Source organism: Rhodococcus sp. FG69 (assembly GCF_057808915.1).
Genome location: NZ_JBMDIX010000026.1, coordinates 22,733 through 36,523, shown reverse-complemented (window position 1 = coordinate 36,523; position 13,791 = coordinate 22,733). Strand labels below are relative to the sequence as shown.

Below are 13,791 nucleotides of genomic sequence, written 5' to 3'. Positions count from 1 at the left end.
CTCTGCCGTAGAGAAGGTTGAAGGTACCGACTAGGCTCGTGGTCGTGAGCCGACGTACTAAGATCGTTTGCACCCTTGGACCTGCGACCGCTACCACTGAGCGAATCCGTGAACTCGTCGAGAGTGGAATGGATGTCGCCAGACTGAATTTCAGCCACGGTGATCATCCTGATCATCAGGCGAACTACGAGAGGGTTCGAGCAGCGTCGAATGCCACCGGCAAAGCCGTTGGCATCCTTGCCGACCTGCAGGGCCCCAAGATCCGCCTCGGTCGATTCGCCGAGGGCAAGACGACGTGGGCCAGCGGTGAATTGGTTCGAATCACCGTGGAAGAGTGCGAGGGAACGCATGACCGCGTGTCGACGACGTACAAGGAATTGGCGCAAGACGCCAAAGAAGGTGACCGTCTCCTCGTCGACGACGGCAAGGTCGGTCTCGTCGTCACCGGAGTCGAGGGCAACGACGTGTTGTGTCGCGTCACAGAAGGTGGACCGGTCAGCAACAACAAGGGTGTGTCCCTTCCCGGAATGAATGTGTCGGTTCCGGCGCTGTCGGAGAAGGACATCGCCGATCTGGAGTTCGCGCTCGCACTCGGTGTCGACTTCATCGCACTGTCGTTCGTGCGTTCGCCTGCCGACATCGAACTCGTGCACGCGATCATGGATCGCGTCGGACGCCGCGTTCCGGTTATTGCAAAACTCGAAAAGCCCGAAGCCGTCGACAATCTCGAAGCAATCGTCCTCGCGTTCGACGCGGTGATGGTGGCTCGCGGTGACCTCGGTGTGGAGTTGCCGCTCGAACAGGTCCCACTGGTACAGAAGCGTGCGATCCAGATCGCGCGTGCCAACGCCAAGCCTGTCATCGTCGCGACCCAGATGCTCGAGTCGATGATCGAGAACTCCCGCCCCACGAGGGCCGAGGCGTCGGACGTCGCGAACGCCGTACTGGACGGCACTGACGCGGTCATGCTCTCGGGCGAGACCTCGGTCGGCAAGTACGTGATGGAAACGGTCCGCACCATGGCCCGCATCGTCGAGACCGTGGAAACCGAGGGCGACAGCGTGCCTCCGCTGACCCACGTTCCCCGCACCAAGCGTGGCGTCATTTCCTACGCCGCGCGCGACATCGGTGAACGTCTCGATGCCAAGGCGCTTGTTGCGTTCACTCAGTCCGGCGACACGGTTCGTCGTCTCGCTCGTCTGCACACGTCGTTGCCGCTGCTCGCGTTCACCTCGATTCCCGAGGTTCGTTCGCAGCTGGCCTTGAGCTGGGGAACCGAGACGTTCCTGGTGCCCGAGGTTGCAACGACCGACGCCATGGTGCTCGAGGTCGACAAGGCGCTGCTCGAACTCGGTCGGTACAACAAGGGCGATCAGGTCGTGATCGTGGCTGGTGCTCCTCCCGGCACAGTAGGCTCGACCAACTTGATCCACGTGCACCGAATTGGGGAAGAGGACCGGTAAGTGACCGATGTGGGGGGAACGGGTGCAGCGACTGTACCGAGCAGTACCGATATCGAGAACGTCAGCATGAAGTCGGATTTGCAGACGCTCCTCGGGCTGCTCGAGCTCGAGGAGATCGGCGAGGACAAGTTTCGGGGGGTGCATCCTCGCCAGGTCGGGAGTCGCACGTTCGGTGGTCAGATGGTCGCGCAGGCACTCATCGCTGCGGGCCGGACCGTCACGGGCACAACGCGTGACGTCCACGCCATCAACGCGCATTTCATCAGGGGCGGCGACGTGTCGAAGCCGATCGACTACCACGTCGACCGTCATCGCGACGGTCGTGCGTTCGCGAATCGTCAGGTCACCGCGTATCAGGACGGCAACGAGATCTTCGTGATGCTTGCCGCGTTCCAGGATTTCGGGAAGGGCCTCGAGCACAGCGTCGAGGTCCCCGACGTGCCGTATCCGGATGCACTGCCGCCACTCGGGGATCACTTCGTCGGGTACGAGGACCGTTTGCAGATGTTCGTGGATGCGCTGAAGCCGATCGACATGAGGTATGCGAACGATCCCGCGTGGATTCTGCAGGGCACTGGCGAGAAGCTCAATCACAACCGAGTGTGGATGAAGGCCGACGGTCCGTTGCCGGACGACGCAATCTTCCACGCAGCGACCATGGGATATGCGTCGGACACGACGGTATTGGATTCGATCATCACGACGCACGGTCTGTCCTGGGGATTCGACCGGATCGTCGCGGCAACGGTCAATCACTCCATCTGGTTCCATCGCCCGTTCAGGTTCGACGACTGGGCGCTGTACGCGACAGAGTCACCGGTGGCCGCGGGATCCCGTGGACTGGCGACCGGGCGCTTCTTCTCGATGGACGGGTTGCTGCTCGCAACCGTCGTCCAGGAGGGTTTGATTCGGCACTTTCCGCGGAAGCCGACGACCTAGGCGGCCGTCGCCCGCCGTGAATGTGGAAGGCAGTTTCAGGGTGCGATGACACGCCATGCGTCGAGTTTGCGCTCGAAGCTCAGCGACGCGTTCGCAGGGCTGGTGGACGGAAGACGCACTGTGGTCAGGGTTCTCGGAAGCGGTGCGACGTACCGCTGGAAGCTGTTCTGGGCCTTGGCGCCATTGAAGAAGATCCGTTCGATCGAGCGGTGCTCGTCGAGGAGACCGGCAAGGTCGTTTGTCTCGATGGAGGATTCGACGATGGCCGAGTCCAGGCTTCCGTGCCTCGTGCACAGCTTCAACACGTCCCACACCGCGATGCCGTTGGTCGTCAGGATCGATGTCCGGTGTTCGTACGGAATCGACGGGCCGGCGTCGAACAGTGCTCCCATGATCGGCCAGAAGGCGTTTCGGGAGTGCGCGTAATACTCGCCGGCATCGAGCGAGGCGATTCCCGGCATCGACCCGAGGATCAGCGTATGGGCCGAGGCATCGACGATCGGTGCGAAGCTGTGCACGGTGGTCATCGATGCAGCCTGCCATCCTCGGCGAAATAGGTGCGCGCAGGACTGTCGGTGGCGGACAATAGAAGGCATGTTGGATCCCCGTGTTTTGGACAACCACGAACTCGACGCCGAACTTGCTGCCCTTAGACGCGGTCGCGACGCCTCGATGGACGAAGGTGCTCGGGATGTGGACCTCGCCGAGGCGGACCGCCTCATCGCGAGGTTCGAGGAAGAGATCCGTCGAAGACACGAAGATCCACCTGCCGACCTCTAGACCACCGACTTTCAGCGCCTCGCCGCGAGTGTCAGCAGGACGCAGGCGGCCACCGCCGCCGCCGTCCGTGCGTGGTTCCACCGCGTCCACCGCGTCAGGTAGTTCGACCAGACCTCGGCTCCTGTAGTGCTCCCTGGGTCGACGGCAGCGAGAGCGTCGTTGAGTGGCACGTTGACGGCCATGGTGACAAGTACACAGCCGCCGATGTACAGCAGTGCACCCGCCGTCACCGCCACACGTGTCTCCGACCCGGAGACAAGCACCGAAGCTGCTGCGATGCCAACAGCAACTGCGCTGCCGAGGAATACCGTCAAGAATGTGGGCGAAACGATGCTGACGTTGATCTGTTGCATCGTCGCGCCACCGTCCGATGCAGGGCGAATGCGGAGCGCGGGCATCACCGCGACCGAGAATGCGAGCATCACTCCGGCTGTGAGTCCGCACCCTACTGCCGCGATCATCGTGGCGACGGAGGCGATTCGGTCGATCACGACGCACGTCCGGCCGGTGTGTGCAGCGACGACACGAAGTGCTCGAAACTCGTCGGCGTGGTGTTCGCTGCCGTCCGCGGTACGGGGTCGGTGAGCTCGCGGCTGTTGAAGGCTCGCGTCATGTCGATGTACTGCCGGGCGTACTCCCGCGAGAACCCGATGCCGGTGAGGACGCCGATCATGTCCTCGTACTGCAGCTGGACGTACTCGGCATCGCCGATCGCCAAGTGCCTGCCGAGAATAGCGGTCGCTTCGTTGTAGCTCAGGTCGCGCTCACCCAGCAGATCGCGGACCACATGTCCGCTCCATGCCGAGTCCGTCAGTGCAGCACACGCTGCGCGCGCGACGTCGACCGTGCCGATCATCGGTATCGGCAGGTCCGCCTGCACCGAATCGACGTGACTGCCGGACTCGATCAACTGGTCGACCGCGGGCATCAGGTTTTCGAAGAACGACACGGGTCGGAGCACTGTCACGCGTGCCGACAGTGTCGCCAGTCTCCTTTCCTGTCGATGCAGTGCACCGATGACGCCCGGTGCGTCCGGCTTGTCTGCGCCCAGACTGCTCATGGCGACGACTGTAGAGATGCCGCTCGCTTCCATTGCGGCACAGATCGATTCGCCGAGCTGCTCCTGTCGGTGTGTGTAGTCTTGGCTGAAGGGATTGCTGGGGACCAACGCGAAGACGGCGTCGCTTCCGCCGAGTGAGTCGGTGAGCCATTCGGTGTCTTCGATGTCGCCGACGCGCACGTCTGCTCCGGCCTCGGTGAGAGGTGCCAGCAATCCGTGATTGCGTCCGAGTGCGCGGACACGAACGCCCGTGTCGAGAAGTTCCCGTGCGACCTTGCTGCCGATTTGTCCGGAAGCTCCGATGATGGTGATCACGATGTGTCCTTTCGTTGTATGCGTCCAGCTTCTCAGCGCATTGGTGGACAATCTATGATCAACGGTCGCTAGTTCATGCTCATTCGTCCAGCTTCGGAGTACGATCGGAGAATGCGCGGACAGGACCCATGGACCTCGGAGGACCCACTCGGCGAGGCGCTGCACTTTCTTCGCATGACCGGAGCGTTCTATGCACGCTCGGAGCTGTCGGAACCGTGGGGGTTCGCGATGCCGGAAATGGAGGATTGTCTCTGGTTTCACGTCGTGACCAGTGGACGCTGCCGACTCGAGGTATCCGGGGCACCGCCGAGGTACCTCGTGCCCGGTGAATTCGCGCTCGTGCCTCATGGTTTGGGGCATACCTTGTCCAGTGACGAAGCGTCCGGACGCACGGTACCGATCGTGTACGACCTACCCCACGATTACGTTTCGGACCGCTACGCAATTATTCGGCACGGAGGCGGCGGCTCTGCGACGACGTTGGTGTGCGGCGCTGTGCGGCTCGATCACCCGTCGGCGGTGCAGCTCATCAGGTCGCTGCCGCCGTTGATCGTGGTCGAATCCGCTCCCGCTCCGCACTTGTCGTGGATGCACAGCACGCTGGGTCTCGTCGCCGACGAGGCCAAGTACCTCCGGCCGGGCGGAGAGGCCGTCATTACGCGGCTGTCGGACATCCTCGTGATTCAGGCGCTCCGGTCGTGGATCGAAACCGACCCTGCTGCCAAGTTGGGATGGCTTGGCGCGCTTGCGGACCCGGCCGTCGGTCCTGCACTGGCGCTGATCCACCGCAACCCGGACACGCCGTGGACCGTAGCGTCGCTGGCGGCGGAGGTTGCGATGTCACGTTCGGCGTTCTCGGCGCGATTCACCGCCATGGTGGGGGAGTCTCCGATGCGCTATCTTGCGCGGTGGCGGATGCGCAGTGCACACGACACGCTGAGGTCCGGGGACGTGACCGTGGCGGAACTCGCGAAGCGAAGTGGCTATCGATCGGAGGCTGCGTTCGCGCGGGCATTCAAGCGTGTGCTCGGTGTCTCACCGGGGAGCGTGCGCACGCGAGCAGACACAGCCGTCTCGGCTTAGTCCAGTAGATGGCGTAAGTACGACGCTGGATCGTCGAGATAGCGACGCCAATGCGTCACGAGTTGTAGTTCCTCCCACGGCGTTCGCTGCATACCGTGATCGTCGACTTCGACGATGTCGGCGCCGGGGAGCGATGCCAGAATCGGTGAGTGGGTTGCGCAGAGAACCTATGAGCCGGACTCTGCCAGTTCGTCCATCAATGCCACCAGGTGAAGGCAGGCAGTGAACGACAACGCAGATTCCGGTTCGTCGAGGACGTAGAACCCCGGTTCTCGGAACATCGCGCGGAAGACCGCGAGGAAGCCCTCGCCGTGGCTCATCTCGGCGGTGTTCTCGTCCCAGTAACCCGGCACACCGCCGAGGTTCTCCGTCATCTCGAATGCGGTCTCGGCGCGAAGGAAGAAGCCCTTTTTCTGAAGCCGCGGCCCGCGAAGCATCCGTGCGCCCCGCGGTGTGGTCTCGAGTTCGATGAGCTCGCCGAGGGGCGTCAGAACCGTCTCCGAACGGGGTGGCCGAGACGCTCGCCCACCTCGGGAATCGAGCTGGAATCCCTCGGCTATCGCCTCGACGATCGTCGACTTTCCGGAGCCGTTGTCTCCGACGATCATTGTCACGGGTGCGTTGAACTCCAGCCCGTCGGTGGCGAGACGGTCGACAGCCGGGATGGTGAAAGGCCACTCCTGCGTACGGTTCTCAGACCGGATGTAGGCGCGTTCGACGAACATCGATCAGTCGGTCACCGGACGATCGACGTAACCGGTGACGTGCTCGGTGTCGGCGCTGCATTGGTAGTACACCCATTGAGGTTCCGACGGATCCGCAGCTTCTCCGAACCGGTGGGTGACACGCTGCGCGCACAAAGTGCCCGCACCGGTGTCATGGCAACGAAGATTGCTGGGTATGTACATGACTCCACTGTAGGCCTCAATTCGGACGGCTGTTTACCAGCGGTTTTACCGTCGAACGGGTTGTTCGGATTGGGGGAGTGGTGCCCTCGGTGAGACTCGAACTCACACTGCACGGGTTTTGAATCCGTTTCCTCTGCCAATTGGGATACGAGGGCTGGCGTTGTCTTGCGGTTCACTACTTTAGAAGATGCGCCGAGTAGGCCCCGCACCGGTACCCTTCAAGTGCTTCGACGGCCCAGCGGAGTCTGCATGGGTTCGATGGGCGTGCGAGGATTTCTGCTGGTCGAAGACTGTCGAAGGAGACTGGTACCTATGAATGCTCCTGTTGCGCAGGAGAGTGGCAAGCCCGCTCTGCGTGTCGTGGTGGCCGAGGACGAATCGCTCATCCGCCTGGACTTGGTCGAGATGCTGCGCGAAGAGGGCTACGAGGTGGTCGGTGAGGCCGCTGACGGTCAGCAGGCCGTGGATCTCGCGGTGGAGCTGCGTCCGGATTTGGTGATCATGGACGTCAAGATGCCGCGCCGCGACGGAATCGATGCGGCGTCCGAAATTGCCGAGAGGCGCATCGCGCCAGTGGTCATCCTGACGGCGTTCAGTCAGCGCGAGCTCGTGGAGAAGGCCCGAGACGCGGGTGCCATGGCGTACTTGGTGAAGCCGTTCTCGAAAGCGGATCTGATGCCGGCGGTCGAGCTCGCAGCGAGTCGATATACCGAGATCTCGTCGTTGGAGAACGAGATTGCGGATCTTCAGGAACGCTTGGAAACGCGCAAGCTCATCGAGCGTGCCAAGGGAAAGCTGATGGAGTCGCAGGCACTCACAGAGCCGCAGGCGTTCAAGTGGATTCAGCGCGCCGCGATGGATCGCCGGACAACGATGAAGGCGGTAGCGGAGGTCATCATCGAGACCCTCGACAAGCCTGCGGACGTGTGAGCGGTCCGCTCGAACGCTACGGCGATGTAAATCTTTGGGCTCACAGGTCACAGTCAGGTCACGAGCCGTCTTCTCGTCCATCGCAGATCGATTGGGACAGCTAGCGTCTGATCCACACATGGGGCGCATCACTGTGCACCATATTTAGATCGATCAAGGAGACCCTAGATGGCAAAACGGACCTATGTCCGCACGGCTGCGGTGCTGGGTGCTGCGTCATTGGCACTGTTCGGCTGTTCGTCGAGCGATGATTCCAGCTCGGGTGACAGTTCCAGCACTGCCAGCGGTGAAAGTTCGGCAGCAGAAGAAACGACCGTCACCACCGACTGCACGCCCGACCAGGCAACCGCAGGCGCAACCCCGGTCACGACGCCTTTGGTCGTCGGAACACTTCTGCCGGCAACCGGCAGCCTTGCATTCCTCGGACCTCCCGAGGTCGCCGGTGTTCAGCTCGCAGTCGACGAAGTCAACGGATCGGGCGGCGTACTCGGTCAGCCCGTGCAGTTGATTCAGGGTGACTCGGGTGACACCACGACGGATACGGCCAACACCACCGTCGACCGGTTGCTCGCCGGTGGCGCCGACGTCATCGTCGGTGCGGCGTCGTCCTCGGTGTCGCTCAAGGTGATCGACAAGATCGCCAGCGCAGGCGTCGTTCAGATTTCGCCTGCCAACACCTCGGATCAGTTCGTCTGCTACCCGGACAAGGGCCAGTACTTCCGTACGGCTCCGACGGACGTCCTGCAGGCTCAGGCTCTGTCGCAGCTCATCGCGGAGGACGGCGCTCAGCGCGTGTCCATTCTGGCCCTGAACGATCCATACGGAACCGGTTTGGCCACCAACACCGTCGAGAACCTCGAAGCTGCTGGCATTCCGTCCGACCAGATCCAGAAGATCATCTACGACCCCAATGCGCAGTCGTTCAACGCCGAGGTCGACGACGTCAAGAACTTCGCTCCCGACGCTGTGGCGATCATCGGTTTCGAGGAGTCGGCGAAGATCATCACGCGTATGCACGAGGTCGGCATCGGGCCGTCCGACGGCACCCTCGTCTACGGCGTCGACGGAAACATGGGCAACGCGCTCGGTGAGTCCGTTGCTGCAGGTCTGCTCGATACGATGCGCGGAACCACTCCGCTCACCGACGTCGGCACCGCCTTCCAGGACCGGCTCAAGACCGTCGATCCCGCTCTGGTCGACTTCAACTACGCCGGTGAGTCCTACGACGCGGTCGTAATTGCTGCTCTCGCCGCGGAACAGGCCAAGTCGACTGCAGGCACGGACATCGCTGCCAGCATCAACAGCGTCACCAAGGACGGCGAGAAGTGCACCACGTACGCACAGTGCCTCCCACTCGTCCAGGCCGGAACGGACATCGACTACGACGGCGTCACCGGTCAGCTGAACTTCAGCGACGCGGGTGAGCCGGCAACCGGTTCGTACGGCAACCTGGTCTTCGGACCTGACAACACCCTCACCACAGACGGATACATCGTCGTCGGAGAGTGATCGACCCGCAACACTGAACTGGCGAAGCACCCCGGTCCGATCCGTCGGACCGGGGTGCTTCGTTTGTGTGCCCGGCGGTGTCGGTCGTGTGGGCGCGGGTGGTTTCAGGTGACCGAATGGGACACTCGCTAGTGCGCCGGTGACCGAATGAGTCGTTCGCACACTCTGAGTGACCGAATGAGTCGTTCGCACACTCTGAGTGACCGAGACAGTCGTTCGCTCACACGCGGAGACCGAATCAGACATTCGGTCACTCCCACCCCTCCGGACGCCCGAAACCCCTGAATCGCCCCTGGGCAGCACAGAACCCGGGCCACGGAGCTGGACCCGGGTTCGTGAGCGAACGAAAGCTACTTCTTCTCTTTGCTTCCGGCGAGGGTGCCGAGGTAGAGCTCGATCACCTTGGGGTCGTTCATCAGATTGGTACCGGTATCGGTGTACGCGTTCCTGCCTTGGTCTAGCACGTATCCGCGGTCGCAGATCTGCAAGCAGCGACGTGCGTTCTGCTCGACCATGATGATGGAGACACCGGTCGCGTTGATCTTCTTGCAGCGGATGAACACTTCGTCCTGGAACATCGGAGACAGACCTGCCGACGGCTCGTCGAGTAGCAGCACGGACGGTTCCATCATCAGCGCGCGCCCCATGGCGACCATCTGGCGTTCACCGCCGGAGAGTGCACCCGCCTTGACCTTCTTGCGCTCACCGAGAAGTGGAAACAGCTCGCTGACGAACTCGAATCGCTCCGTGAACTTCTTCGGCCGCAGATAGATGCCCATCTCGAGGTTCTCTTCGATGGTGAGCGACGGGAAGACGTTCTGAGTCTGCGGGACGTATCCGACGCCCTTGGTGACGAGCACGTGTGCCTCGGCCGACGTGATGTTGTCCCCGCGCAGCTTCACCGATCCCTCGCGGACCGGAATCAGTCCGAACAGGGTCTTGAGCAACGTCGACTTCCCGGCTCCGTTAGGGCCGATGATGCCGACGATTTCACCGTCCTTCAGAAAGAAGTTGCACTCGTTCAGGATGTTGACGCCGGGAATGTAGCCCGCCACCAAGTTGTCCGCGCGGAGGAGTGCGCCTTCGGCGAGACGCGCGTGTTCGCCTGCTGTAGCGGCGAACTCCGCCGGGGTCAGTTTCGTTGTGCTCGGTTCGCTCATGAGCCGTCTTCTTCCTTGGCGTGCTTGCCTGGCGCAGGCGCGACGATGTCTGCCGGAGCCACGAATTCCGGCTCGGACAAGTTGCCGCCTGCTTCGAGTTCCTCGGCTTCGGCCTGCTCCAGTGCTTCGGCCAATTCGGCTGTCGCGCCGACCGGATTGCCATCCTCGTCGAACTCGAGCGCTTGGTCGTGGTGGCTGCCGAGATAGGCGTCGACGACGGCGCCGTTGTTCGACAGGTCTTCCGGGGTGGATTCGGCGATGACACTTCCCTGGGCCATGACGACGACCCAGTCGCTGATGTCACGGATGACGTCCATGTCGTGTTCGACGAACACCACCGTCATACCGTCGTCCCGCAGTGACTTGATATGGCCCAGAAGGCTCTGTGTCAGAGCGGGGTTGACGCCTGCCATCGGCTCGTCGAGCATGACGACTGCAGGATCGGTCATCAATGCACGCGCCATCTCCAGCAACTTACGCTGACCACCCGACATCGATCCTGCGAGGTCGTCGGCTTTGGTGTCGAGCTTGAACCTCTCGAGGAGTTGGTAGGCGCGTTCGGTGATCTCCTTTTCCTGCTTCTTCCACGTCCACGGCGCGAGCGTATTGAAGATTCGTTCGCCGCGTTGGCCGGTGGCACCGAGTCGGACGTTGTCGAGCACCGTCAACTTCGACAACGCCTTGGTGAGCTGAAACGTCCGAACGACGCCTTTGCGCGCGACCTGGTGAGGATGCATCTTGCCGAGTGACTGACCGTCCAGCGACCACGTGCCGGTGTCGGGTCGGTCGAAGCCGGTGAGCAGATTGAACAACGTCGTCTTGCCTGCACCGTTGGGGCCGATAAGACCAGTGATGCAACCACGTTGAATTTCGAGGTGGGCGACATCGACTGCCTTGAGGCCGCCGAAAGTACGGGACACCCCGTCGACGACGAGGGTGGGGTCCGGTTTGGGTGCGCCCGGTGTCTGTGGGACGGCGGCGAAGAGCGCCGATCGCTCTTCGGCGCTGAGCACCCGCTTGATGGCGTGCCCTTTCTTGGAACTAGGCCCTGCTTGTGACGAACCAGGCCCTGCTGTTGACGAACTAGGCATTGAGTTGGACCTCTCGCTTGTTGCCGAGGATTCCTTGGGGTCTGAAGACCATCAGGACGGCGATGAGGATGCCAAGTAGTACGAATCGTGTTGCGCCGACCTGCTGCTCGGTGAGATTCAACAGAGGGTCGGGACCGGAGATCGCTTGCCGGAGAAGGGCGTCGGGGATGGACAGCAGGAACCAGAACAGCATCGCACCGAGGACCGGTCCGAACACGGTCGCCGCACCGCCGAGGATCAGGGCGCCGAACGCGAAGAACGTCTGGGCCGTCGAATAGAAATCGGGGTTGATGGACTTGGTCTGCAGGGCGTTGAACACACCGCCCATGCCGCCGATCACGCCGCCGAGGACGAGTGCCTGCATCTTGTAGACGAAGACGTTCTTGCCCAGCGAGCGTGCAGCGTCTTCGTCTTCTCGAACCGCCTTGAGGACGCGGCCCCACGGACTGTGCGTGAGCAGATAGATCAATCCGCAGAGGAGAAGGACGAGTGTCCAACCCACGACCATCGCCCACAGATCGTCACCGTAGAACTTGACGCCGACGAAGGCGTACTGCTTGCCGGAGTCGAACGGACTGAGCGAGGTGAACGGATCTGCGAAACCGAAGATTCCGTTCGTGGACTTGGTCACAGGATCCGTTGCGGTCGACCTGAAGACCAGTCTGAGTATCTCAGAGGCCGCGATGGTGACGATCGCGAGATAGTCGGCGCGTAGACGCAGGGTCGGGATGCCGAGCACGAGTGCGAGCAGACCGGCTGCGCCGAGGCCGACGAGAATGCCGAGCCACAGGGGCTGTTGGTAGGTGATGGTCATGATGCCGACGCCGTAGCCGCCGAGCAGCGCGAATCCGATCTGGCCGAAGTTGAGCAGACCGGCGTAGCCGAAGTGCAGATTCAACCCGATGGCGAGCAATGCGTAGAAGATCGCCGACGGGCCGATCAGCTGGGCCAGTGAGACTTGGAGAGCTCCGAGGATATCCATCAGGTCACCCGATCCTTTGCCGCGAGCCGAGGATGCCCTGAGGCCTGACGACGAGGATGAGAATCAAGACGAGCAGTCCTCCGATGTATTTGAGATCGGGATTGATGATCATCGTGGACCACTGAACGAGGAGTCCGACGATAACGCAGCCGAGGAGTGCTCCGTATGCGGTTCCCAGCCCGCCCAGTGTGATTCCGGCGAACATGAGCAGGAGAAGTTTGAAGCCCATCTCCCACTGGACGCGCCCACCGAGCTCGGAGAGTCCGAACAGGACTCCGCCGAGTGCGGCGAGACCGCCACCCATGCACCATACGAAGGTCACGACTCGTTCGACGTTGATTCCGGACGATGCTGCGAGGTCGCGGTTGTCAGCGACCGCGCGCATCGCCTTGCCGATTCGCGTGCGTTGCAACATCAGTGCAACGGCGACGAGAACGACGATGCTGATGATGATGCAGGCGAGGTTGACGTTGGTGATGGCGAGAGGGCCCCACTCGTTCTGTGTCTGTGCCTGGTAGTCGTCGAACGGTTCGGCGCGATCCGAGAAGAAGATCAGGATCAGGTATCGAAGTGCGATTGCCAGACCGATCGATACGACGAGCTGAGCGATCAAGCCGGTCTTGCGTTTTCGGAGAGGCCGCCAGATGGCGGCGTTGTTCAACCATCCGATCGCGACTCCGACGATGATCGCGAGGATCGTGGCCGGGATCAGCTGAATGCCGAGACTGACGTTGAAGACCCACGCCGCGACGGCGCCGAGTGTGACGAGCTCTCCGTGTGCGAAGTTCGTCAGGCCGGTCGTGCCGAAGATCAGGCTCAGGCCGACGGCAGCGAGTGCGATGACGAGTCCGAAGCGCAAACCGTCGACAGTGGTTCGGAGGAACTCCTCGTAGAAGGGCACGTCGGTGGCTGTTCGAGCTTCACCGAACGAGAAGATGATGGTATTGGCCCGACCGGCTGCGACGTCGCGCTGTACTTCGCCCTGGACGCTGACGCCGTCCGGAAGTGTCTCTGCGTCGACTTCGAATGTATATGAGCCGGGCGATATTTCGAGTGTCCACCGTCCGCCTTCGACGGATGTGGTCCTGGCGACCTCCTCGCCCGACGCGTCGACCGCAACCACGTCGACATCGGCGAGGCGGTCACCGCCGTTGTTGAGGCTGCCACTCACCGACACCGCGTCGGCGGGAGGCGTAGCAGGTGATTCGGTAGTGGATGCTGCTGGCGGGGGAGTCGGGGTCGGTTCCTGCGCCAGTGCAGTTCCGCCGAACGCGACCGCTGCTATGGATCCTAGTAGCGCCAACATGAGGGTCTGTCTCAGTAAGCGAAGCGAGATTCGGTTGGTGGACCGAACTCGGATCTTTCTTCGGGTCCATCGAACATTTGGAGCCACGCACGTCCTCCGGACGGTTGTCGGGGTGAGCCCATGAGTGGGCTCGGCTGCTTGCAATTGTCGGACTCTAACCGTTGCAAGCGCACGAAATCGGCGTCTCGAATTTCCGGGAAGTATCATTTGTGTTTCGAACTCCGCGAGCAGGCGCGTTGCGGAAGATCTACATCCGCTTCGCCGG

15 protein-coding genes and 1 tRNA gene are annotated in these 13,791 nt (G+C 62.1%); 6 read left to right on the top strand and 10 right to left on the bottom strand.

All coding sequences use genetic code 11. The features are described 5' to 3' along the window. Positions 1-44: 44 nt before the first annotated feature. Entirely contained in the window at positions 45-1,463 is a 1,419-nt protein-coding gene (gene pyk / locus ACODSO_RS19420) for a pyruvate kinase (RefSeq protein WP_489038416.1), read from the top strand. Positions 1,464-1,529: 66 nt separating this feature from the next. Beyond that, on the top strand, positions 1,530-2,402 hold the full coding sequence (locus tag ACODSO_RS19415) for an acyl-CoA thioesterase (RefSeq protein ID WP_068381179.1): 873 nt from the start codon (positions 1,530-1,532) through the stop codon (positions 2,400-2,402). A gap of 35 nt (positions 2,403-2,437) precedes the next feature. Here ACODSO_RS19415 and ACODSO_RS19410 read toward each other — a convergent pair whose 3' ends face one another. Further along, positions 2,438-2,929, bottom strand: a complete 492-nt coding sequence (locus tag ACODSO_RS19410) for a DNA-deoxyinosine glycosylase (protein WP_489038415.1) — start codon at positions 2,927-2,929, stop codon at positions 2,438-2,440. 67 nt (positions 2,930-2,996) lie between these two features. Between ACODSO_RS19410 and ACODSO_RS19405 the strand changes: the two genes are divergently transcribed. Next, entirely contained in the window at positions 2,997-3,182 is a 186-nt protein-coding gene (locus tag ACODSO_RS19405; RefSeq protein ID WP_489038414.1) for a hypothetical protein, read from the top strand. Positions 3,183-3,193: 11 nt separating this feature from the next. Here the strand turns inward: ACODSO_RS19405 and ACODSO_RS19400 are convergent, their stop codons facing one another. Together ACODSO_RS19400 and ACODSO_RS19395 are read right to left on the bottom strand one after the other, a co-directional pair. After that, a complete protein-coding gene (locus tag ACODSO_RS19400) occupies positions 3,194-3,673 on the bottom strand; it encodes an anthrone oxygenase family protein (protein WP_489038413.1) in 480 nt (159 codons plus the stop codon). Then, complete coding sequence (locus ACODSO_RS19395) at positions 3,670-4,557, bottom strand: NAD(P)H-binding protein (RefSeq protein WP_489038412.1); 888 nt, start codon at positions 4,555-4,557, stop codon at positions 3,670-3,672. The genes ACODSO_RS19400 and ACODSO_RS19395 overlap by 4 nt, the downstream gene beginning before the upstream one ends. 111 nt (positions 4,558-4,668) lie before the next feature. On the opposite strand from ACODSO_RS19395, the gene ACODSO_RS19390 reads away from it, so the two are divergent. Next, positions 4,669-5,640, top strand: a complete 972-nt coding sequence (locus tag ACODSO_RS19390; protein ID WP_489038411.1) for an AraC family transcriptional regulator — start codon at positions 4,669-4,671, stop codon at positions 5,638-5,640. Positions 5,641-5,807: 167 nt separating this feature from the next. Here ACODSO_RS19390 and ACODSO_RS19385 read toward each other — a convergent pair whose 3' ends face one another. The 3 genes from ACODSO_RS19385 to ACODSO_RS19375 all read right to left on the bottom strand — a co-directional run bounded on the left by ACODSO_RS19385 (position 5,808) and on the right by ACODSO_RS19375 (position 6,703). Next, complete coding sequence (locus ACODSO_RS19385) at positions 5,808-6,365, bottom strand: AAA family ATPase (RefSeq protein ID WP_489038410.1); 558 nt, start codon at positions 6,363-6,365, stop codon at positions 5,808-5,810. 3 nt (positions 6,366-6,368) lie between these two features. Next, positions 6,369-6,548 carry a hypothetical protein gene (locus ACODSO_RS19380; protein WP_068380971.1) on the bottom strand — a complete coding sequence of 60 codons (180 nt, stop codon included), beginning with the start codon at positions 6,546-6,548 and terminating at the stop codon, positions 6,369-6,371. 78 nt (positions 6,549-6,626) lie between these two features. Beyond that, positions 6,627-6,703 (bottom strand) — tRNA-Leu (locus tag ACODSO_RS19375). Positions 6,704-6,860: 157 nt separating this feature from the next. Here ACODSO_RS19375 and ACODSO_RS19370 point away from each other — a divergent pair. Continuing rightward, positions 6,861-7,478 (top strand): ANTAR domain-containing response regulator, encoded by a 618-nt coding sequence (locus ACODSO_RS19370; RefSeq protein ID WP_338891792.1) that lies wholly within the window; start codon positions 6,861-6,863, stop codon positions 7,476-7,478. A 168-nt stretch (positions 7,479-7,646) separates the two neighbouring features. Continuing rightward, on the top strand, positions 7,647-8,987 hold the full coding sequence (locus tag ACODSO_RS19365) for an ABC transporter substrate-binding protein (RefSeq protein WP_489038409.1): 1,341 nt from the start codon (positions 7,647-7,649) through the stop codon (positions 8,985-8,987). Positions 8,988-9,337: 350 nt separating this feature from the next. On the opposite strand, the gene ACODSO_RS19360 is transcribed toward ACODSO_RS19365, so the two are convergent. The 4 genes from ACODSO_RS19360 to ACODSO_RS19345 all read right to left on the bottom strand — a co-directional run bounded on the left by ACODSO_RS19360 (position 9,338) and on the right by ACODSO_RS19345 (position 13,526). Next, entirely contained in the window at positions 9,338-10,147 is an 810-nt protein-coding gene (locus tag ACODSO_RS19360) for an ABC transporter ATP-binding protein (RefSeq protein ID WP_068376246.1), read from the bottom strand. Then, positions 10,144-11,160, bottom strand: a complete 1,017-nt coding sequence (locus tag ACODSO_RS19355; protein ID WP_489038453.1) for an ABC transporter ATP-binding protein — start codon at positions 11,158-11,160, stop codon at positions 10,144-10,146. Before ACODSO_RS19355 ends, ACODSO_RS19360 begins: the two co-directional genes overlap by 4 nt. A 70-nt stretch (positions 11,161-11,230) precedes the next feature. After that, entirely contained in the window at positions 11,231-12,220 is a 990-nt protein-coding gene (locus ACODSO_RS19350; protein ID WP_489038408.1) for a branched-chain amino acid ABC transporter permease, read from the bottom strand. Between the two features lie 4 nt (positions 12,221-12,224). Beyond that, complete coding sequence (locus tag ACODSO_RS19345; protein ID WP_489038407.1) at positions 12,225-13,526, bottom strand: branched-chain amino acid ABC transporter permease; 1,302 nt, start codon at positions 13,524-13,526, stop codon at positions 12,225-12,227. Positions 13,527-13,791: the final 265 nt, after the last annotated feature.